This window comes from Phormidesmis sp. 146-33, assembly GCF_052939515.1.
In genome coordinates this window covers 1-21,188 of sequence record NZ_JBJPHU010000096.1, presented here as the reverse complement: position 1 = coordinate 21,188, position 21,188 = coordinate 1, and the positions used below count along the sequence as shown (strand labels likewise).

The window sequence follows — 21,188 nt, the reverse complement described above, 5'->3', positions numbered from 1 at the left end:
CTTTATCTAGAGAGGCAGAATATGACACCCCCAGAATTAGCGGCTCTCGAAGACACCGAAGCAGTAGCCGAACTTACAACCGCCGACAAAAAAGAGTTGATCAAAGAAGTTCTAGAAGTCTATCCTGACAAAGCTAAGAAGAAGCGGGAGAAGCACCTGAATGTCTTTGAAGAAGGCAAGTCTGATTGCGGCGTTAAATCCAATATTAAGTCGGTTCCTGGTTCAATGACCACTCGCGGCTGTGCCTATGCTGGCTCAAAAGGAGTAGTTTGGGGGCCGATCAAGGACATGATCCATATTAGCCACGGGCCAGTCGGCTGCGGCTATTACTCCTGGTCAGGTCGCCGCAACTACTACATTGGCACTACAGGCATTGATTCGTTTGGCACGATGCAGTTTACCTCTGACTTTCAGGAACGAGACATTGTGTTTGGCGGTGACAAAAAACTTGCCAAATTGATTACCGAACTCGATGAGCTATTCCCGCTTAACCGAGGTGTTTCGATTCAATCTGAGTGCCCGATCGGTCTAATCGGCGATGACATTGAAGCGGTCGCTAAAAAGGCGGCAAAAGAAATCGGCAAAACAGTCGTTCCGGTGCGGTGTGAAGGCTTCCGGGGCGTGTCGCAATCCCTCGGACACCACATTGCTAATGATGCTGTACGCGATTGGGTGTTTCCGCAATACGACAAAGAAAAGAAAGCCGGAAACATTCCTGATGGCACTCAGTATGATGTTGCCATTATTGGAGACTACAACATTGGGGGAGATGCCTGGTCAAGCCGGATCTTACTCGAAGAAATTGGCTTGCGCGTCGTCGCTCAATGGTCAGGTGATGGCACTCTGCACGAAATGATCAACACGCCTTCGGTGAAGTTGAATCTGGTTCACTGCTATCGATCGATGAACTACATTTCCCGCCACATGGAAGAGACTTATGGCATTCCCTGGCTGGAGTACAACTTCTTTGGCCCGACTCAGATTGCGGAGTCTTTGAGAACGATCGCTGCTAAATTCGATGAAACCATTCAAGCGAATGCAGAAGCCGTCATTGCCAAGTACGAAGCCCAAACTCAGGAAGTAATCGCCAAATATCGCCCCCGTTTGGAGGGTAAAACCGTTGCGCTGATGGTCGGAGGTCTGCGTCCCCGTCACGTGGTTCCCGCCTTCTACGATTTGGGAATGCGACTGATTGGCACAGGCTATGAATTTGGACATAACGACGACTACAAGCGCACCACTCACTATGTAGAAGATGGCACGCTGATCTATGACGATGTTTCTGCCTATGAGTTTGAGGAATTCATCAAAGAACTGAAGCCGGACTTAGTCGCTTCTGGCATCAAAGAGAAGTACGTCTTCCAAAAAATGGCGCTTCCCTTCCGTCAGATGCACTCCTGGGATTACTCCGGGCCTTACCACGGCTACGACGGATTTGCGATCTTTGCCCGCGACATGGATCTGGCGCTCAACAGCCCCACCTGGAGCTTGATTGGCGCACCGTGGAAAAAGGCTGAAGCGACTGCATAACGAGATGGGACGGGGGATGACATTGTTTCTAACTCCCCCACTCCCAGTCTAAACTTTCCCCTACTTCCAAACTTTGGAGAACACCCATCATGGCTCAAAACAACATCGATAAAATTAAAGATCACGCCGAGTTATTTCACCAGGACGAGTATCAGGAACTATTTGCTGCCAAGAAAGAGTTTGAAGGGGGACATGATCCCGATCTCGTAGCTCAAACCGCCGAATGGACAAAGACCTGGGAATATCGCGAGAAAAACTTTGCCCGTGAAGCACTCACCGTCAACCCTGCAAAAGCCTGTCAGCCTCTCGGTGCAATTTTGGCAGCCGTTGGGTTTGAAGGTACTCTGCCCTTTGTTCATGGGTCTCAGGGATGTGTGGCATACTTTCGATCGCACTTCACCCGCCACTTCAAAGAGCCTTTCTCAGCAGTTTCTTCGTCTATGACCGAAGATGCAGCAGTGTTTGGGGGACAAAACAACATGATCGATGGCTTGGCTAACAGCTATAGCCTCTACAAGCCCAAAATGATTGCTGTCTGCACCACCTGCATGGCAGAAGTGATTGGAGATGATCTACAAGCTTTCATCAACAATGCTAAGACCGCTGGGTCAGTGCCCCAAGAATTTCCAGTGCCCTATGCTCACACACCTAGCTTTGTCGGCTCTCACATCACGGGCTATGACAACATGATCAAGGGCATTCTGTCTAATCTGACCAAAGAGCAGAAAGCAGAAACCACCAACGGCAAGATCAATTTTATTCCTGGCTTTGAAACCTACATTGGCAACCTGCGAGAAGTCAAACGGATTGCGTCACTGTTGGGTGTCAACTATACCTTATTGGCTGACAACTCCGATTATCTCGATTCGCCCAATGATGGGGAATACCACATGTATCAAGGCGGCACTACCCTAGAAGATGCCGCAGACTCGATCAATGCAGAAGCCACGATCGCTTTCCAAGCTTACTCCACCACCAAAACTCGCGAATATATTGAAAAAGACTGGAAACAGCCGACTTCGGTTGTTCGTCCAGTGGGCATTCGCGGCACTGATGACTTTCTGATCAAGCTGTCTGCTCTCACAGGTCAGCCGATTCCCAAAGAACTAGAAGAAGAGCGGGGTCGGGCGGTCGATGCTCTCACCGATTCTCAAGCATGGCTACATGGCAAGCGAGTGGCGCTGTATGGCGATCCGGATCTGGTAATTGGACTGGTGCAGTTTCTATTGGAAATTGGCGCAGAACCTGTTCACATTGTCGTGAGCAATAGCAATGATGTGTTTGAAGCGGAACTACGATCGCTGCTCGACTCCAGTCCTTTTGGTGCAGGCGCAACCATTTGGGGCGGCAAAGATCTGTGGCATCTGCGATCGCTTCTATTCACCGAACCCGTAGACTTGCTAATCGGTAACTCCTACGGCAAGTACCTGTGGCGTGATACCCACACTCCTCTCGTGCGAATTGGCTACCCCATCTTCGATCGTCATCACCTGCACCGCTACAGCACCTACGGCTATCAGGGCGCAATCAACTTGTTGAATTGGATTGTAAACACCCTGCTAGATGAACTCGATCGCAACACCAACATTCCCTCGAAGACGGACATCTCCTTTGACCTGATTCGCTAACAAACCCTGGACGGGCGGGGCTACCAACTACGGCTGCGATCGCTCAATCAACCCGCCCTCTCTTCACCCCCTATAGGTTGCTATGGCTACTTTCACCCCGCCCTCTGATCACCTCTGCCCGTCCTCACCTCCTCCGACTGTCCTTCTCGCTCCCATCCGTCGCTGGATCGATCGCATCGAAATTCATACCCCACGCCAAGCTCATTGGATTTGCAAACTCATTCCCTGCACCTGTCCCTTTGAACGTGAATTTACCTTGTTTGGGCACTTCTTCCACACGCCCCCGCTGTGTGAACTCAATCCCTTCTACAACGAGTTTGTTTTCCTCCGATTCCGCGCCCTAAGCTACCTCTCAGATGTTTGCGGCGAAGACGTTGAGAAGTACATTTGTTAGCTGTTAAGTAGAAGGGTTGAATTAATTGTAAAACGCCGAGAAAGACCCTCACCCCAACCCTCTCCCGCAGGAGAGGGAGCAGGAGTCCGGTTCCTCTTCTCCTTGGGGAGAAGGGGTTAGGGGATGAGGGTCTTCAATTTAATTACACCCACTTACTTAGCTGTTAGTTTTACTTTCCTCCCTCCTCCCTCTTCCCTCCTCCCCCACCCCCCATCCTGCTATGAAACTCACTCAAGGCAAAATCAACGAACTTCTGAGCGAGTCAGCTTGTGAACACAACCACAAGAAAGAGGGCAAAAAAAATAAATCTTGCACTCAGGTCGCGCAACCCGGAGCCGCTCAGGGAGGCTGTGCCTTTGATGGTGCAATGATTGCTCTGGTGCCGATTACCGATGCTGCTCACCTGGTACATGGGCCGATCGCCTGTGCTGGAAATTCCTGGGGCAGTCGGGGCAGCTTGTCTTCTGGCCCTATGCTCTACAAAATGGGCTTTACCACCGACCTGACCGAAAACGAAGTCATCTTTGGCGGTGAGAAAAAGCTCTATAAAGCCATTCTAGAAGTCAAAGAGCGCTACAATCCTGCGGCTGTGTTTGTCTACTCCACTTGTGTTACAGCATTGATTGGCGATGATTTAGATGCTGTGTGTCAGAAAGCCGCCGAGAAAACGGGAGTTCCCATTATTCCCGTCAATTCTCCTGGGTTTATTGGGAGTAAAAATTTAGGCAATCGAGTCGGTGGAGAAAGTCTCCTGGACTATGTTGTGGGCACTCGTGAGCCAGAAATCACCACGCCTTATGACATTAACCTAATTGGCGAATACAACATCGCCGGGGAACTGTGGGGTGTATTACCCTTGTTTGAGAAATTAGGGATTCGGGTGCTGGCACAGATCACAGGCGACGGACGCTACCAGGATATTGCTTGCTCCCATCGCGCCAAACTCAATGTGATGATTTGCTCCAAAGCATTGATCAACATGGCTCGCAAAATGGAGGAGCGCTACAACATTCCCTATATCGAAGAGTCCTTCTACGGGGTTGCAGATATGAATCGCTGCTTGCGGAACATTGCCGCCAAAATCGGGGATGCAAATTTACAGCAGCGTGTCGAACAATTAATCGCTGAAGAAACACTCAAATTAGACAATGCCCTAGCTCCCTATCGAGAACGGCTGAAAGGCAAACGAGTCGTGCTTTACACAGGTGGAGTCAAAAGCTGGTCAATTATTTCTGCGGCTAAAGACCTGGGGATGGAAGTCTGTGCGACTAGCACCAAAAAAAGCACCGAAGAAGACAAAGCCCGCATCAAAGAACTCCTCGGTCAAGACGGCATCATGATGGAAAAAGGCAATGCTCAAGAACTTCTGCGAGTGATTGCTCAAACCAAAGCAGACATGCTAATAGCCGGGGGACGTAACCAGTACACTGCCCTCAAAGCCAAAATTCCCTTTCTCGACATCAATCAAGAGCGTCACCATCCCTATGCAGGCTATGTCGGCATGGTGGAAATGGCAAGAGAGCTAGAAGAAGCCCTGTATAGCCCAGTTTGGGCACAAGTTCGCAAACCTGCCCCTTGGGAGACGGAGGTGATCTAATGGCAACCATTACAACGCCCAGAAAGTCTGTTGCAGTCAATCCACTCAAGCAAAGTCAGCCTCTGGGGGCAGCGTTAGCCTTTCTCGGTCTAAAAGGCATCATGCCCTTGTTTCACGGTTCTCAAGGCTGTACGGCCTTTGCAAAAGTTATGTTAGTGCGTCACTTCCGGGAGGCGATTCCGCTGTCTACTACCGCTATGACCGAAGTTAGTACAATTTTGGGCGGCGAAGAGAATGTAGAACAAGCCATCCTGACGCTGGTAGAAAAGTCGAAACCATCCATCATCGGACTTTGCACCACAGGACTCACCGAGACTCGCGGCGATGATATGGCAGGCATTCTACAAAACATTCGCAAACGCCATCCCGAACTGCATGATTTACCGATCGTCTTTGTCTCCACGCCCGATTTTAAGGGTGCGTTGCAGGATGGATTTGCCGCAACGGTTACTAGCATCGTCAAAGAGCTACCGCGATCGGGAGAAACCCGTCCCAATCAAATCACGCTTCTAGTTAGTTCAGCCTTTGCACCAGGGGATATCCAGGAAATCAAGGAGATAGTGGCTGCGTTTGGACTAACTGCGATCGCGGTTCCTGATCTCTCCCGCTCACTAGATGGGCATTTAGATGATTCCTATAGCAGCGTGACGAGCGGCGGTACACCCTTAGCTGAACTTCGTGAGATTGGTAGCTCGGTCTATACCGTGGCGTTGGGTGAAAGTATGCGAAGTGCTGCCGAAGCATTGCACAATCAGTTTAGTATCCCTTACGAAGTGTTTCCCAGTTTGAGCAACCTGGCTGCGATCGACAGCTTCTTAGAAGGACTGTCAGACCTGAGTGGGCTACCTGTGCCAGAGAAGTACCGCCATCAGCGCAGTCAATTGCAAGATGCCATGCTGGACACTCACTTCTTTTTTGGGCGCAAACAAGTCTCCCTGGCAATGGAACCCGACCTGCTCTGGTCAATGGTTCACTTTCTGCAAAGTATGGGGGCAGAGATTCAGGCAGCGGTCACGACGACCAAATCGCCCTTACTAGAAACTCTGCCTGTCCATAGTGTAACCATTGGGGATCTAGAAGACTTTGAACAACTAGCCGCCGGGTCTGATTTGTTGATTGGGAATTCCAATGTTGCGACGATCGCCCGTCGTCTTCACATTCCCCTCTACCGCATGGGATTTCCAATCTTCGATCGTCTCGGCAATGGTCAACGCTGCACTGTCGGCTATCGCGGCATGATGCAACTGCTATTTGACCTCGGCAACTTGTTTTTAGAACAGGAAGAAACACAGGTAAAACATTAAGGAGGAACCCCTATGAAAATAGCCTTCACCACAAGTGACAACATTCATATCAATGCTCACTTTGGTTCTGCAAACAAGATTGATGTCTATGAAGTCGATCAAACCCGATATGACTTTGTAGAAACGCTCCGATTTGACGGAAACCTCAACGAGGATGGCAACGAAGATAAGCTGTTACCCAAAATTGAGGCACTGTACGATTGCACGATCGTCTATGTGTCCACGATTGGCGGAAGCGCGGCGGCTCGTCTAATCAAGCAAAAAATCACCCCGATCAAAGCTCAGTCTGAGGAACAAGAAATCATTGATGTTCTCACAAAACTGGTGCAAACGCTGAACAGCAGTCCTCCACCCTGGCTGAGAAAAGCCCTTCAGCAACGTCGCCCCATTGATGAACTTGACCAACTGGATGACATTAAGGAAGAAGTAACTGTATGACCACTCAACTACCGACAACCGAAACCACGATCGCTCCTTTTCTCAAAGCGATCGCTCAACAAATTCGCGCCAATGATCCCTATGGCACCTATCGCAACTGGTCAGATGAGCTATTGCTCAAGCCCTATGTGGTCAGCAAAGCCCAGAAGCGTGAAATCTCCGTAGACGGGGACGTAGACCCGGTTACTAAAGGTCGAATCCTGGCATTCTATCGAGCGATCGCGCATCAGATTGAAGAAGAAACCGGGCTTCTCTGTCAGGTCGTCATTGATCTCAGTCATGAAGGCTTCGGCTGGGTGCTAGTGTTCTCAGGTCGCCTGCTAGTTGTTTCCAAAACACTGCGCGATGCTCAACGGTTTGGATTTGACTCGCTCGAAAAGCTAGAAGCAGAAGGCGCAAAAATCATCGCATCCGGCATTAGTCTCGGAAACCGCTTCCCCGAAGTTGGCACACTTTAGAACACGATCGGAGGCCTATGGCTCAAACAACCACAAACACAGCTACAAACATTGAGGAACTTAAAACTCAAATCAAACGCCTCAATAGCAAAGCCGGACAAATGAAAATGGATCTCCACGATCTAGCGGAGGGGCTACCGACAGACTATGAGCGCCTAACTGAGGCAGCCAGCGAGACTTACCAAATCTATCGACAGCTTGATCAACTCAAACAACAGCTAAAGCAATGGGAGAAGAAATAATGGCTAAAACGCTGGCTCAATTCAATCAACTGGTGAATGCAGAAGAGTACCTCGAATTCTTTGAGCTTCCCTATGATCCACAGTTCGTCAATGTCAATCGGCTACACATCCTGCAAAAATTTTCCTCATTGATCAAAGCGATCGATTTCGAGTCTCCACTCACCGAATCGGAAACACTCGAACAGTATCAAGCTGCACTAGAACGAGCCTACAACACGTTCACCACAGCTTCGCCCCTAGACGAAAAACTGTTCAAGGTCTTCAATGACAGACCTCAAAATGTAGTGCTGCTGTCCGAGATTGGCGCTGATTAGTTCACTCAGGAGATGACATCGTGAAAACGCTTACCCCAACAGAGTTAGAGCGCTATCGCCGCCAGATCATGCTGCCCGGATTTGGTGAAGCGTCACAGCAACGACTAAAAGACGCCACCGTTCTCGTCACAGGAGTCGGCGGACTAGGGGCAACGGCTGCACTCTATCTGGCAGTCGCAGGAGTCGGACGGCTCATCCTATTACGTGGAGGTGAACTGCGACTAGATGACATGAACCGTCAGATTTTGATGACTCATGACTGGGTAGGCAAACCACGAGTCTTCAAAGCAAAAGAGACCCTGGAGGCAATCAATCCCGATGTGCAAATCGAGGCGATCTGTGAATATGTCATCCCTGAAAATGTAGATGCTCTAGTGCAATCGGCAGATGTTGTTCTCGACTGTGCCCACAACTTCACGGAGCGGGATTTGTTGAATGCTGCTTGTGTAAGATGGGGCAAGCCGATGGTAGAAGCAGCCATGAACGATATGGAAGCCTATCTAACAACGATCATTCCAGGTTTAACGCCTTGCCTGTCCTGTATCTTCCCCGAAAAGCCAGAGTGGGATAAGCGTGGCTTTGGCGTGTTGGGTGCAGTTTCAGGGACACTAGCCTGTCTCACCGCCTTAGAAGCCATCAAGCTGATCACAGGGCTGGGCACACCACTGCTCTCTCAGCTACTAACCATGAATTTGAGCCATGCTGAGTTTGCCAAACGCCATCCTTACCACGATCCCAATTGTCCTGTGTGCAGCAACACAAGCCGACGACTCACAGGTGCAGCCATCCAGGAGGCACCATGCTATCGCTAATAGTGCTGGCAAGCTCGATCGCGGTCATCTACATCAGCTACAGAGTCATAGATGACATCACACGCTTGCTCATTAAACTAATTGGGCTACTCGGACTGTTTTTGAGTCTAGTGTATGTTCCCTTGTTGATTAAAGTGCTGATTGTAGTCGCAATTTCTGTGATCCCCTGTACTCAACAGCCTTATTTACGACAGATTCGCTGTTCTCCGTTCTGCATTGTTCGCTCAAACTGTCCCTACTCCTCGATTGAATCAAACTCGACTGACTAAGCTATACAATTTCTGGAGGAAATCTCATGACTGTTACCCTGACCGAAAAAGCTGAATTTCGTCTGCGTGCCTTTCTACAAGGTAGTGCCAATCCATCCCCGGACAAAGGCATTCGGGTGGGTGTCAATGATGGCGGCTGCAATGGCTATGAGTACACCATTGATATTGCCAATGCTCCTCGCCCAGATGACCTGATCGAACAGCAAGGCAAAGTTCGCGTCTACATCGATCCCAAAAGTGCGCCTCTGTTGCAAGGGGTCGTGATTGATTTTCTCGAAGGGCTAATGGAGAGCGGCTTTAAGTTTAGTAACCCCAATGCAACAGATACCTGTGGCTGCGGCAAGTCCTTTCAGGCGGGAGATTGTACTCCTGCGGCTGTCCCGTGTAGTTAGTCAACACTCAACAACCATTCAATCCTGGAGAACACCACTATGGCAACCTATCAAGTCCATCTAATCAACAAAAAACGGGCGATCGACCTGACAATCCCCGTTGAAGACACGACAACCATTCTAGAAGCTGCCGAAGACCAAGGAATCGACTTACCTTCGTCTTGTCAGTCGGGATCTTGCTCTAGCTGTGTGGGCAAAGTGGTCGAAGGTGAATTGGATCAATCAGACCAAGTGTTTCTTGATGAAGAGCAAGTCACTAAAGGCTTTGTGCTGCTGTGTGTTGCCTATCCTCGCTCTGACTGCACGATTCGCACCAATCAAGAAGCTTACCTGGTTTAGTAGCGGACTCCAATCTTGAAGACTCTCAGAGGGCAAATTTGATGTTGACCACAGGATTTTCGGTTCAGGGAGCATCGCTAAGACTACTGCGATCGCATGAACATGCTGTAATCACTCGTACGAATACATTGTGTGATACGACTGCACAAAAGTTGAGAAAACTCGGACTCATTCCAGGACAATCGATCGCCGTAGAACAGCGATTTCCCCGTTTTATCGTCCGCGTGGGCAGCGATCGACATGCATTAGATGAAACAACAATGAACGCTATCTATGTCCGAATTGTTGAACGTTAATGTTCAGGCATGTTCAAGCATTGATTAGAGAGTCGTAACAATGGCTACACAACCAATTTCTAATGAGGTGGCATTAAGGATTGCGCTTTCCTCAAGGCTATTTCCAGAGCTTTCGATGTCCGATTTTATCGAGATGCTCCAGACCTATTTGGGCGATTTGGATGAAACGAGTTTGAGCAGAATCACAGTAACGAACTTGAAAACCGCCCTCGGACAAACCTACGAACTCGATGGCGAGGAACATGGGGAAGACGCGGACGCTGCCGACATTGCTATCTTCAAAAAGGCCGTCAGAATACTGTGGGGCGAATTCGATGATATCGATCAGTTGCCATCCATTCAGAGCTATCAAGACGGAGAGATGCCCAATTCCATTCGAGTTGCGGTGGCTTCCAACAATCGAGAAGCTTTAGATGGGCATTTTGGTTCCTGCCTGCGTTATCTGATTTATCAACTCTCTACCGAAGAGATTCGGTTAATCGATATTCGCTCCGCGATCGAAGCTGATTTGTCAGACGACAAGAATGCTTTTCGAGTCGGATTGATTCGAGATTGTCCGGTACTTTACATTGTTGCGATCGGCGGCCCAGCCGCAGGAAAAGTCGTACAAGCTGGCATCTATCCCATCAAAAAAGAAGGTGGTGGTGCGGCCAGAGTCATGCTCAGTGAGTTACAACAAGCGATCGCTACGTCTCCTCCCCCCTGGCTGGCCAAAATTTTGGGAGTGGTCGAGGGCGATCGAGTCAAAAACTACAAAGCCTTGGTATAGAGGCACGGATAGTCATGATTAGAACGTTAGGCATGAATCGATTTGACCAATGTGTTCTCAACATCGGATTAATTAATCTCTGTAATCAAGAGAGCTACGTAGGTCAAGAAATCCGTCGGTTGCACAACTTGGAACACGATGTGCCAGACGATCCCTGGCGAAGGCTGCATCAGATCACGCTCTACATTCCCCACCCTGACCAGCAATATGATGGAATCACGCTAGAAGCCGGACTGACCAAAGGCTACAACATTGAGGTGAAGGTCGTTGCAGACACCAGCCAGATCCCCTACAAAGTTCCTCAAGGCGGGCAGTTTGTCGTCGTGATGAAACAAAAGGGCTTGGATGCTGGGTTTGCGATCGCCGCCACCGGAATATTCATCCGTCCGCTTGCCCTACTTAGCTTGGACGTAATCACAGACATCACAACGCCTGAATATCAGTCAATTGTGGTTCAACATCCCATCATTCGAGACTATCCCTCCAATTGGCAGGATAACCTTGACCAATTCCTCAACCAAACAATCCCCTATGAAGCCTTACCAAATCTAGTAGGATATGTTGACCGAGCATTGAATCCAGACTATCGTCCCCCCAGTTGGGATGAAGTTCACCTGGCAGCCAAAGGCTTTGCTGGGGTTTGAAGTCCAGTCCGTTTTGACTCAGAGCAATCAATCATCATCTCAAGAGGATACTAGCCATGACGACATTTACCGGATTAACCTTTGGCGGCAAAGTTTGGACACCTAAATTTCTGCAAGAGATCGATATTACGCGCTGTATTGGCTGCGGCAGATGCCTAAAAACCTGTGGACAGGGAGTAATGGCATTGCGGGCACTCAATGAAGATGGAGAGTTTGTAGACAGTGAGGATGAAGATGAAGAATTTGAACGCAAGGTGATGACGATCGCAAATGTAGACAATTGCATTGGTTGTGAAGCTTGTGCTAGGGTTTGTCCTAAAAATTGTCAGACTCACACCGAATTAGCGATCGCTTAACTATGACTCAATCCAGCCACCCTATCGAACACAATTGGGCGACGTACTATCAAGCAGTAGAGGGTCGCCCACCGCGTGAAACATTGCTAAAAGCGCTGGCTTCTTTTGCTGCGGGGCCATTCGATTATCCTCGATTGGCAGTGGATTTGGGCTGTGGTGATGGTCGAGATACTGTGGAACTGCTGCATCGAGGCTGGCGCGTTTTAGCCATTGATGGCGAACAAAAAGCCTTCGATCGCTTGCTTACCCGTCCTGATCTCAATCGTGGTTTGCTACAAACTCAACTGATGCGTTTTGAAACCTTAACCTTGCCTCGCTCAGTTGATTTGATCAATGCCAGCTTTTGCCTGCCTTTTTGTCCACCTGCAAGCTTCCCTGACCTATGGCAAACCATCGTCACCTCGCTCAATCCAGGCGGACGGTTTTGTGGTCAGTTGTTTGGCGATCGCGACTCCTGGACTATTTATCCTAATCGCACTCATCACACACGCCAACAAGTTGAAGTACTCCTACAGTCCTTAGAAGTTGAGTGGTTAGACGAAGAAGAACATCCGGGAGTCACGGCGATCGGGGAGGAAAAGCACTGGCACATTTTTCACATTGTTGCTCGTAAAAAAGCTTGATGTGATCTGGAAGAACCTTTAGTCGATCGCAACCATCACGTCACTGGACTTCACGATCGCATAGGCTGTCTTACCCACACTCAACTCCAACTTTTCTGCTGAAGCTTTCGTGATAATGGCGGTGATTTCAACGCCTGCTGCAATTTCCAAAACAACTTCTGTGTTTACTGATCCAACTTCGATCGCTTTGACCGTTCCTTTAAGGGCATTCCGCGCACTAATTTTCATGCTTAGTTCCTTATTTAGTTCAGTAAAATCTACTTTACTACAGTTATATAAGATCAGGGCGAATAGGTTGCTATATTCATATTATTGTTTATATGGTCGATTTTGCAGCCATCATGATGCTTTCAGCAAAATTAGCCGCAGTGGGTCGAGTTGGACTAGCCAGGGAAGCGGCTTTTGTTTTAGGATTTCCCACTTCTCCTTAAAAACTTCTGCCTGGATGTGATAGTTCTGGAGATGAGTCGGCTCAGTATTAAACTTGAGAAACACAGTCATCCGGTGAGGCGTTTCGCTTGTAGAAACTAACCAGCAACGAAAGGTATTTTCCTGGTCGAGCCGATCGACAAACCGAATTTGATGGGCACGAATTCCCACATAAGCAAGGCGATCAGGAAAAGGCTCAATCACCCGCAGAGCAATGCCCCAATCGGCTGCCAAAACAACTTGTTCTGCAATCACTTGCGTGAGTGAAATGTTTTTACAACCCGTCAACTGAGCCACCCCTAGCATTTCAGGTCGCTCAAAAATGTGGTACTTAGAACCCACAGTAAGGGCGTGCCCCTCCTTTAGCACCAACAACTGATCACAGATCCGGTAAGCTTCTTCTAGATTGTGCGTGACCAACAGACTCGCCCCGTTAAAGCGCCGTAGCCGTGTAATCACTTCCTGTTCCATGTGGCTTCGCAGATGTGTGTCTAGAGCCGAGAAAGGTTCATCTAGCAGCAAGACTTCCGGTTCGCTTGCGAGGGCCCGTGTCAGCGCAACTCTTTGTTGCTGCCCACCCGAAAGCTGACCGGGATAGCGATCGCCATATCCCTCTAGTTGCACCGCTTTGAGGTGAGCCTCTACCCGCTGTTTAACTTCTCTGGCAGAAAGAGACTTGGGTAAGCCAAACGCAATGTTTTTTGCCACGGTCATGTGGGGAAACAGGGCATAGTTTTGGACTAAAAACCCAATTCGACGATCGCGGCTCGGAACATTAATTCCCTTTTTAGCATCAAACAAAACCCGCTCGTTTAGTACAATTTGTCCGCTAGTTGGGCTTTCTACCCCAGCGATACACTGCAATAACATACTTTTGCCTGCTCCCGACCCGCCCAAGATTCCCAGAGTCGATTGGGTCACATCAAATGCTAGATCGAGATCAAAATGAGCAAGCCGCTTGTGGATGTTGACGACTAGCCCAGACAAACGACTACTCGGCGATCCTGGTTTCGCAGAGAGAACTGGAGCATAAACTACTTTTTGGGTCGCTGTCACGGATGTGCCATTAACTCGCCGCTTTTGTCTATTGGCTTGCCAGAAGTTGACCGCAATGATCCCAGATAGTGAAATAAATAGAATGGCAACTGCCCAAAACCAGGCTTCATTCATGGCTCCGGCTTCTACCGCAAAGTAGATTGCCATCGGAATTGTCTGAGTCTGCCCAGGAATGTTACCCGCCAGCATCAGAGTGGCACCAAACTCGCCCAGGGCACGAGCAAAGGACAGCACCGCTCCCGCAATGACTCCAGGCAACGCCAGAGGTAACATAATCTGCCGAAACACCGTCCATTCAGAAGCGCCGAGTGTCCGAGCAGCGGCTAACAAGTTGCGATCGACCTGTTCAAAGGCACCCAGCGCCGTCCGATACATCAAAGGAAAGGATACGACTGTCGCGGTGATCACTGCCCCATACCAGGTAAAAACGACACTCAGATCTAGCGATCGCAACAAGTTACCAACGGGGCCATTTTTTCCAAACAACAACAGCAGTACAAACCCAACAACCGTCGGCGGCAAAATCAGCGGAGACACAAAGATCCCTTCTAGCAGCGATTTCCCCTTACCCCGATAGCCCAGCATCCAGTAAGCCACAGCGATCCCTGCAAAAAAGGTAAAGACCATTGCCAACAGTGATACTTTAAGTGAAATCCAGAGAGGAGAGAGGTCTGGTAGAAGAGCGATCGCGGCATTCATTGTGGTCGTTGTCTTTAAGATTAATTCGACGTGAGTTTTTTGCTTCGTTGTCTGACGCTTCTGCTGCCCACTCCCGTTCTAGGAAGCTGTTAGCAAGACTTTAGTTCAAAATTCTGGATGAATAAAGGCTTTAAGAGAGGACAGATAGAATACGATTCAGCTATCTAGAATGCAGGAGAACCGCCTTAAAACATCACGTGAAGTGCATTCTTCCTCCCTCATCCCTAGTCCTAATCCGGCACAACAAACCCATGCTTTCGCCAAACGCTTTTCGCTTCGCTACTGGACAAATATTGCAAAAACGCTTTTGCCGCATCAATGCTTTTGCTTCTCTCTAAGACTGCGGCGGGATAAACGATCGGCGAATGAGCAGACTCATCCACAACGACAGCTACTTTCGCCTGGTCAGAAATTTTGGCATCTGTAGCATACACAAACCCAGCGTCAGCATTACCACTTTCGACCGATGCCAGCACCTGCCGCACACTATTGGCATAGACCAGCTTTGGTTTCACCGCTAGCAAATTCAGCTTTTGCAAGACCTGTTCGGTATATTGCCCCACCGGAACGCTCCGAGGTTCACCGCTAGCGATCCGCTTAATCTGTGGCTGCTTTAAGCTATCAAGGCTAGTCACACTAGACCCTTTGGGTACAATCAAAACGAGCCGATTCATGGCTATATTAGTCCGAGTGTCAGGCACCAGTGCGCCTTGTTGATCGAGCGTATCGACCTGACGCTTTGCAGCAGAGATAAAGATATCGGCGGGTGCGCCCTGCTCAATTTGCTGCAACAAAGACCCAGATGCCCCAAAACTAAAGGTGAGATTCAGATTAGCATGGTTCTTTTGATACAGTGGCTTAATCTCCTCTAGCACCTCTTTTAGGCTAGCAGCCGCAGAAATCAGTAGCGTAGGATTGGCTTGCGCTAACTCAGACTGAACAAACCGTAACCCGATCGCGAGAGAAAGACCCGTCAACGTGGCAATCAGAAAAATTAGAAACCGCTTACGTTTCATACCATCATCCCTAAAAGCCTAAAGAGTAAGGAATATATCTCCTGAAATGTATCTCCTAATTAAAGACGGCTGTGGGTGCGTTCGGTGGTTAAAATTTGAGCGATCGCGTCTGGCAAGTCTTCTAACCCGGTGTCTGCCTCAGTCGCCTTGACAGGAGATCTAAAGCTATAGTTTGGGTCACACTCGCCCGTATCATAGACTTGCAGTACCCATTGGTCAGGGAGTCCTTCTACACCAATTTCTACAACGTGCCAGGTTTCTCCCACAGGGCGCACACTCAGCACCGAAAACCATTCTTGATCATCTGGTGCGATCGTCAGATCATCCATTAAAAAAGCGATCGCTTGCTGCCCCGCCTCCGTTGTGGTCAATTCTGAAATCATTGTTTTCTCCGGTTAGTGGTTACTGTTCTGGTGAAACTTGAGGATATAGCCCCAGTTCTTTACTCAGTTGTCGCGCAACATGAATCAAAAACTTTGCAGCGTCCTGATTGTCTTGATGTGCCATCATCATCGCGACTTGCATCAAAGCTTTGACCAATCCGGCATCTAGCAAATCTGGCTGATTGTCTAAAATCTGTGGCTCTTGCCCACTGGGACACTTGAGAAGCTGATCGATCAAATTGAAGTACTGGTCTTGACGAGGTTCTGGCATGGTAGTTGGGGATGAGAACTAGAAATTTTTGGCAGTATGCGCCACAAAATCAAACTCAAAGCGCTTGGAATGATGAGTTTCGCCATAGAGACCAAAGGTGACGATCGGCGCGTCGCCCAGAGCTTCTACGGAGTGGATCGCGTCAGGGGTAAAGCTGATGACATCTCCTGGCAATAAGATCACCTCAGACATTGGCTCGACCCGATCTGGAAACTGTGAGTCAGGAGTCCGTTTGTCTCTAAGTTTTAGATGTGGCTGCGTCGAAAGATAGACCTGTAGTTGTCATACCAAATCAATTTTCATACTAAATCAATTTATAGATGCTAGAGATCTTTGACCTCCCCAACCCCTCCTTGGTCAGGAGGGGAGCCGGAAAATTCCACCTTGATCAGGGGGATGCCAACGGCAGGGGGGTGGAGGATCTGTCGCGATGAAAAATCAAATTGGTATCAGGAGATTAGTTGACTTTCTTCGGTTAGTCCATATCTCTAGTGCAGGACACTCATCGGGCAGAAGATTGGGACTCTAGACCCTCAAGCAGGGAAGGCACCACAACGGAGAGGTTTCTATAGTCTTCAAACATCTTCTAATAGCGCTTCCAGTTTTAAAAGCAACGCCTGAGCTTGAGGCCATCGTTGAGGATCTTCCCACAACTTAACTTTCACGAGTCGTCGATAAAGGGTTGTTACAAGCGATTGGGGAGACTGTGGCTCTGGCTTGGATTGGATAGACTTAATGCAGGCTCTAATCCGATTAAGAGAAAGGTTATCTTTGATCGCTTGGTCTAGCAGCGTCTGACGTTGAGTGTCGTCTTTGACGCGGGCGATCGCGATCGCCTTGGTGTAAGCAATCTTGCCACAGCGAATCGCCTCCAAAATCTCGTTGGGTAAGTTGAGTAAAGGCAATCGGTTACAAGTGAATGAGAGCCAGTTCATGAGACCCAAATCTCGAAAAACAGACTCAATCTGCTGTTCTTGTTCTGACTTGAAATTAGGAATAACGTTATTCCTGTCAGTAGTCTCTTTTTCAAACGTGTTTTTCATCTGATAAAGCAACGTTGGAATCGACTGGACTGGCCTCTCTAATCGAAACGCAAGAAGCTGTAGAATTCCTTCTGTTTCTTCAATGGGGTTGAGATCTTCTCGCTGAAGATTTTCGATCAAAGCTAATTGAATTGCCTCTTCATCACTCAGGGATCGAATGACGACTGGCACCTCAGAAAGACCAAGTTTGAGGGCAGCCCGGTAACGTCTTTCACCCGCAACTAGTTCATACTGATTGGGCTGTAAAGGACGCACTAGCAAGGGTTCTAAAATGCCATGTTGCGCGATCGATTGTGCTAATTTCTCTAGCTTTTCTGGATCAAAGTAATGACGAGGCTGTTCACGGGTTTTGATCAACATCAATGAAATCCATTCAGAAACATTTGTAGTTTCTCGAATTTGAGTTTGCACGATTACTGCCTCCAGAATGTTGATAAAACTAAATCATGAACCCAGCGATCGCGCTCCATATCACCTCTCATATGACCGTCGCGTTCAGACTCTAGAACTGATAAAAGTTAACCATTAGAGTTGCAATGCAATTCAATATATGGCAAAAAATTATCTTACCGTTCGTCTTTCTGCAATTGAATCAATTAAAGTAATTGAAACTTCTTTGCTTATATCAGATCCCATTAAGTCATCAAGCCTCTAGCATTCCCAAGCAAACTAATTAAACCCATTAAGAATGTACTCAATGGCTCAAACTAAGCTATAGAAATGAGTTTAGAAAAAAGCGAGGGGCAGGGTATGGGTATTACTTGACTCGATAATGAGTTTTTATAGATCAGGGGTCTAGCATTTTTAACGAAAATTTTAGCTTCAGCTAGCCAGAGGAATTTCTGCTGTAGACATGAGACCAAATTTTATTTACGAGCGGGTAATCAACACAGTAAAAAAGGCGATCGTGTTTCTTAAACCTGCCCTTGTTAGATGGGTACTAAATTGGTAATTAAGAGCTATTTGATTCAAGTCTTCTAAAATCCAACTTTTCAAAAAGCGAGCTTTTCAAAACAAATCGGACATATTTATTTTTACTGATGCTAATTGTGTCGATAATTCAAAATCATATTGCTCCTTTCTTGATGCCTAAATCAATGAGTCAAACATAAAAACAATAAGCGCGAAACTTTAATATTTGTAGAAAAACTCGTTTTAGAAAGTAGAATTCAATCTGCTTAAGCATTATTAAGAAATTCTTTGATCGCTCTCTCTGAACAAAAGTAACTATAACTTTAGATTAGAAATATTATTAGAGAAGTCTGAAGTTAATCACCCGTTAAAAGGTTGGATTGGATTCAATTAAATTTAAGACTTCTTGATAGCATAAGACTTCTATTCAACCTGTCAGAAACGCTAGAATTGACGCACCACCTGTCACCTTTCTAGACAAGATGCCTGCCCGCCAAAAATTTTTACACCTGAACTGACACTGCTGCAAACAGAGCAAACATTAACGCTTGAGCGTGTCCATCATAGATGCAGAACTGAATAGTGTCAGATGATGACAACCCTTGCCCTGATCCCCAATCTTAGATGAGCTTTCAAAACCAGAACAAAGGCGATCGAGAAGACTATGGCAGCATTTCCCTGAAGGTAGTGCTATTCACCCCAGAAACAAAATACTTGTGGCTTTAAATTCACTGCTCACTTTGAGGTAATCACACAAGACTATGGCTTACAGCATCACAAGCCTTTGCAATCAATGTCATGACTGCTTACCCTTGTGTCCTACGGGTGCGATTAAGCAGGACGGTGAGAAACTTTGGATTGATCCAATGCTCTGTAATAACTGTGAAGGGTTTTATGATCAACCGCTGTGTGCTTCGATCTGCTTGGACAAGGCTCCAGTTCCATTGCAGGCAAAGAAGGGCCGATGTAAGGTTGATGCGAAAGTTAATACGAGTCCCAGACTGTTTCCGAATGGGAAGACCCATCCATTTGCCTCCGCGATCGTAGTTTGGGAAGCCTGTAACGTACTGGCACAGCGGCAGTCTTTGCCCTGGCAACCCGATGAAGCAGGCAACCTTTGTCATCAGCGACAGGTAAGCGGCGGTAGAGGAGAAGTAACACTTTGTCTAACAGATACCCACACTCCAGAGTCGCCCGTAGTACTAGAAGTAGAAGCGGCACAGACTGCGATCGCATCCTGGGATATGCGGGCAGCCTGTTTGCATCTGATGTATGCCGCTTATGCAACTTCACTAGATCGCCCTTGGGAGCAAACCTTTACGCTCAACGATCAAGAGATTTCTGACTATCTAGGATTAAGCAAGCGCAAAGACCTGAGTAAACTTGCAAAGCTCACCTTAATCAAAACGCTAGTCGAACAACCCTGCAAACTGCTCGTAACGGTTGACTGGGCACCTCAGGGCAGATTCAAAAAAATTACAGTTCCTCAAAGTCATGTGTGGCACCTGATCAACACTCAGCATCACTTTCAGGAGGATCATCTAGGGTCTAAGCATTTGACTGGCTTGACTTTTACGATCAAAGCAGGTCAGTGGACGCAGTTCTTCCTCAATCAACAAGGTTCTAAAGAAGGAATGATGTTTTATCAATACGGCACATTGCCAAAATCTCTATTGTTGAATGTGATGAGCATCTGGCAGCAGCATGAAGGAGTCGCTCGGATGATGCTGTGGCTCCTGTTCAAAACTCGCATGGGACTAGAACAACGAATCACGGTTCCGATGCTGATGCGGATTGCTTATGGCGAAGAAAGATTGCTCAAAGCAGCTTCCCATCGAGAAGATCGCAAACGGTTGGTACGATCGTTTGAAAGCGATCTCGAAGTTCTCGATCGCTACCAGATCCGCCCTATCTTTGACCCATTGACTTACCCGCTTGAAATCCAACCCCTATGGGTTAAGCTTGCAGACCTACCAGAAGATGCTGAAGATGCTTTAGAGTTTTGGACTAACGATGGTAGCCGTGAGTATCGATTGACAGATGCAGCCCCGCGTGACAAATGGCAGCGGCTCATGAATGCGCGTTTGCTAAAATTTGAGCTACCAGAGGATTGGGCCCAACAGACCCCCAAGTCCAAGAAAAAGTTAAAAGAACGTAAACAATCCCCGCCTAAACTGCCTCTCTCAGGACAGCAGTTTGCCGCAGCCCGAAAAAGGCTCCAATTCAGTCAGAGAGTGCTGGCAGACAAACTGGGCAAAAGTCAAAGCTGGATTCGGGATATTGAAAACGGCCGACTGCAACTGAATGAAAAAGACCGGGCCGTGTTGTCTGAGTTGCTATCTTAAGAGCGGAGGAGCAGCTGTCGCGTTCTACGGTCTTTGACCGTGCGAGGCACCGAACGCTACGTAAAAGTGCAGCGTCAAGCCGCAAAGAAACTTGGTATGAGTGTTCGCAGCTTGCAGCGATTGATGCGAGCTTGGCAAGAACAAGGTCGCTGGATTAATGCGGCAATTGCGCTTAAACCAAGGCACGAGCAAACACGGTGAAAACTGGCAAACATTTATCCGCAAAACCTATCGCGAGGGCAATCGTGGCAGTCGTAGCCTGACTCCGGCTCAAGTGGCATTGCGCGTGAAAGTTCGCGCCCAAGAATTAGGTGTTGCGGACTATCCCAGCCGCACGACGGTCTATCGTATTCTGCAACCGCAAATTGAGAAACAGCAGACGAAGCGAACAGCTTCGCTGCGCCAAGGGCGTGCGCTCGGCTGGCGTGGAGATCGCTTGTTGATTACCACTCGCGAGGGGATTGAATTAGCGATCGAATGGAGCAACCAAGTGTGGCAGTGCGACCACACCAAAATCGATGTTTTAGTGGTGGATCAAGCGGGTGAAGTGTTACTGGGCGTTCTCGTAGCAATTGGGTTAAACTCAGCGGAGCAGTCACCCACTCCGCTGGTCTTCAAAACCGTGCTTG

At 48.2% G+C, this 21,188-nt stretch carries 25 protein-coding genes and 2 pseudogenes; 20 read left to right on the top strand and 7 right to left on the bottom strand.

Annotated elements, in window-relative coordinates; translation table 11 throughout:
• Positions 1-21: 21 nt before the first annotated feature.
• The 18 genes from nifD (at position 22) to ACJ2PR_RS26950 (ending at position 12,405) form a co-directional block, all read left to right on the top strand.
• On the top strand, positions 22-1,530 hold the full coding sequence (gene nifD, locus ACJ2PR_RS27035; RefSeq protein ID WP_446879293.1) for a nitrogenase molybdenum-iron protein alpha chain: 1,509 nt from the start codon (positions 22-24) through the stop codon (positions 1,528-1,530).
• 89 nt (positions 1,531-1,619) lie between these two features.
• Positions 1,620-3,158, top strand: coding sequence for a nitrogenase molybdenum-iron protein subunit beta (gene nifK, locus ACJ2PR_RS27030; RefSeq protein WP_446879292.1), 1,539 nt, complete (start codon positions 1,620-1,622; stop codon positions 3,156-3,158).
• An 82-nt stretch (positions 3,159-3,240) separates the two neighbouring features.
• Positions 3,241-3,552, top strand: a complete 312-nt coding sequence (locus ACJ2PR_RS27025; RefSeq protein ID WP_446879291.1) for a Mo-dependent nitrogenase C-terminal domain-containing protein — start codon at positions 3,241-3,243, stop codon at positions 3,550-3,552.
• A 220-nt stretch (positions 3,553-3,772) separates the two neighbouring features.
• A complete protein-coding gene (gene nifE, locus ACJ2PR_RS27020) occupies positions 3,773-5,149 on the top strand; it encodes a nitrogenase iron-molybdenum cofactor biosynthesis protein NifE (RefSeq protein WP_446879290.1) in 1,377 nt (458 codons plus the stop codon).
• Positions 5,149-6,453, top strand: coding sequence for a nitrogenase iron-molybdenum cofactor biosynthesis protein NifN (gene nifN, locus ACJ2PR_RS27015; RefSeq protein ID WP_446879288.1), 1,305 nt, complete (start codon positions 5,149-5,151; stop codon positions 6,451-6,453). Before nifE ends, nifN begins: the two co-directional genes overlap by 1 nt.
• A 12-nt stretch (positions 6,454-6,465) precedes the next feature.
• The gene (gene nifX, locus ACJ2PR_RS27010; protein ID WP_446879287.1) at positions 6,466-6,891 is read left to right on the top strand and encodes a nitrogen fixation protein NifX; all 426 of its coding nucleotides are present in this window, start codon (positions 6,466-6,468) and stop codon (positions 6,889-6,891) included.
• Positions 6,888-7,349 (top strand): NifX-associated nitrogen fixation protein, encoded by a 462-nt coding sequence (locus ACJ2PR_RS27005; RefSeq protein WP_446879286.1) that lies wholly within the window; start codon positions 6,888-6,890, stop codon positions 7,347-7,349. Before nifX ends, ACJ2PR_RS27005 begins: the two co-directional genes overlap by 4 nt.
• A 17-nt stretch (positions 7,350-7,366) precedes the next feature.
• Positions 7,367-7,591 carry a CCE_0567 family metalloprotein gene (locus tag ACJ2PR_RS27000; protein WP_446879285.1) on the top strand — a complete coding sequence of 75 codons (225 nt, stop codon included), beginning with the start codon at positions 7,367-7,369 and terminating at the stop codon, positions 7,589-7,591.
• Positions 7,576-7,905 carry a nitrogenase-stabilizing/protective protein NifW gene (nifW, locus tag ACJ2PR_RS26995; RefSeq protein ID WP_446879284.1) on the top strand — a complete coding sequence of 110 codons (330 nt, stop codon included), beginning with the start codon at positions 7,576-7,578 and terminating at the stop codon, positions 7,903-7,905. The genes ACJ2PR_RS27000 and nifW overlap by 16 nt, the downstream gene beginning before the upstream one ends.
• A 20-nt stretch (positions 7,906-7,925) precedes the next feature.
• Positions 7,926-8,717: a HesA/MoeB/ThiF family protein gene (locus tag ACJ2PR_RS26990; protein WP_446879283.1), complete on the top strand. Its 792-nt coding sequence runs from the start codon at positions 7,926-7,928 to the stop codon at positions 8,715-8,717.
• Positions 8,705-8,986 (top strand): hypothetical protein, encoded by a 282-nt coding sequence (locus tag ACJ2PR_RS26985; protein WP_446879282.1) that lies wholly within the window; start codon positions 8,705-8,707, stop codon positions 8,984-8,986. Before ACJ2PR_RS26990 ends, ACJ2PR_RS26985 begins: the two co-directional genes overlap by 13 nt.
• A 26-nt stretch (positions 8,987-9,012) precedes the next feature.
• On the top strand, positions 9,013-9,378 hold the full coding sequence (locus ACJ2PR_RS26980) for an iron-sulfur cluster assembly accessory protein (RefSeq protein ID WP_446870058.1): 366 nt from the start codon (positions 9,013-9,015) through the stop codon (positions 9,376-9,378).
• 39 nt (positions 9,379-9,417) lie between these two features.
• A complete protein-coding gene (locus tag ACJ2PR_RS26975; RefSeq protein ID WP_446879281.1) occupies positions 9,418-9,717 on the top strand; it encodes a 2Fe-2S iron-sulfur cluster-binding protein in 300 nt (99 codons plus the stop codon).
• Between the two features lie 41 nt (positions 9,718-9,758).
• A complete protein-coding gene (locus tag ACJ2PR_RS26970; protein WP_446879280.1) occupies positions 9,759-10,013 on the top strand; it encodes a FeoA family protein in 255 nt (84 codons plus the stop codon).
• A gap of 40 nt (positions 10,014-10,053) precedes the next feature.
• Positions 10,054-10,782: a dinitrogenase iron-molybdenum cofactor biosynthesis protein gene (locus ACJ2PR_RS26965; protein WP_446870055.1), complete on the top strand. Its 729-nt coding sequence runs from the start codon at positions 10,054-10,056 to the stop codon at positions 10,780-10,782.
• Positions 10,783-10,796: 14 nt separating this feature from the next.
• Complete coding sequence (locus ACJ2PR_RS26960; protein WP_446879279.1) at positions 10,797-11,426, top strand: hypothetical protein; 630 nt, start codon at positions 10,797-10,799, stop codon at positions 11,424-11,426.
• 56 nt (positions 11,427-11,482) lie between these two features.
• A complete protein-coding gene (gene fdxB, locus ACJ2PR_RS26955; protein ID WP_446879278.1) occupies positions 11,483-11,782 on the top strand; it encodes a ferredoxin III, nif-specific in 300 nt (99 codons plus the stop codon).
• A 2-nt stretch (positions 11,783-11,784) separates the two neighbouring features.
• On the top strand, positions 11,785-12,405 hold the full coding sequence (locus ACJ2PR_RS26950; protein ID WP_446879277.1) for a class I SAM-dependent methyltransferase: 621 nt from the start codon (positions 11,785-11,787) through the stop codon (positions 12,403-12,405).
• Between the two features lie 18 nt (positions 12,406-12,423).
• On the opposite strand, the gene ACJ2PR_RS26945 is transcribed toward ACJ2PR_RS26950, so the two are convergent.
• The 7 genes and pseudogenes from ACJ2PR_RS26945 to ACJ2PR_RS26915 all read right to left on the bottom strand — a co-directional run bounded on the left by ACJ2PR_RS26945 (position 12,424) and on the right by ACJ2PR_RS26915 (position 17,713).
• Entirely contained in the window at positions 12,424-12,633 is a 210-nt protein-coding gene (locus tag ACJ2PR_RS26945; RefSeq protein ID WP_446879276.1) for a TOBE domain-containing protein, read from the bottom strand.
• Between the two features lie 111 nt (positions 12,634-12,744).
• The gene (modB, locus tag ACJ2PR_RS26940) at positions 12,745-14,589 is read right to left on the bottom strand and encodes a molybdate ABC transporter permease subunit (RefSeq protein WP_446879275.1); all 1,845 of its coding nucleotides are present in this window, start codon (positions 14,587-14,589) and stop codon (positions 12,745-12,747) included.
• A gap of 230 nt (positions 14,590-14,819) precedes the next feature.
• Positions 14,820-15,605 carry a molybdate ABC transporter substrate-binding protein gene (modA, locus tag ACJ2PR_RS26935; protein ID WP_446879274.1) on the bottom strand — a complete coding sequence of 262 codons (786 nt, stop codon included), beginning with the start codon at positions 15,603-15,605 and terminating at the stop codon, positions 14,820-14,822.
• A 59-nt stretch (positions 15,606-15,664) separates the two neighbouring features.
• Positions 15,665-15,988 carry a hypothetical protein gene (locus tag ACJ2PR_RS26930; protein ID WP_446870047.1) on the bottom strand — a complete coding sequence of 108 codons (324 nt, stop codon included), beginning with the start codon at positions 15,986-15,988 and terminating at the stop codon, positions 15,665-15,667.
• A 19-nt stretch (positions 15,989-16,007) separates the two neighbouring features.
• Entirely contained in the window at positions 16,008-16,259 is a 252-nt protein-coding gene (locus ACJ2PR_RS26925) for a hypothetical protein (RefSeq protein WP_446879273.1), read from the bottom strand.
• Between the two features lie 18 nt (positions 16,260-16,277).
• A pseudogene (locus tag ACJ2PR_RS26920) lies at positions 16,278-16,496 on the bottom strand (cupin); the annotation flags it as partial.
• Between the two features lie 338 nt (positions 16,497-16,834).
• Positions 16,835-17,713: a ParB/RepB/Spo0J family partition protein gene (locus tag ACJ2PR_RS26915; RefSeq protein ID WP_446879272.1), complete on the bottom strand. Its 879-nt coding sequence runs from the start codon at positions 17,711-17,713 to the stop codon at positions 16,835-16,837.
• Positions 17,714-18,975: 1,262 nt separating this feature from the next.
• On the opposite strand from ACJ2PR_RS26915, the gene ACJ2PR_RS26910 reads away from it, so the two are divergent.
• Both ACJ2PR_RS26910 and ACJ2PR_RS26905 read left to right on the top strand, forming a co-directional pair.
• On the top strand, positions 18,976-20,559 hold the full coding sequence (locus ACJ2PR_RS26910) for a helix-turn-helix domain-containing protein (RefSeq protein ID WP_446879271.1): 1,584 nt from the start codon (positions 18,976-18,978) through the stop codon (positions 20,557-20,559).
• Between the two features lie 157 nt (positions 20,560-20,716).
• Positions 20,717-21,188: pseudogene (locus ACJ2PR_RS26905) on the top strand (integrase); the annotation flags it as partial.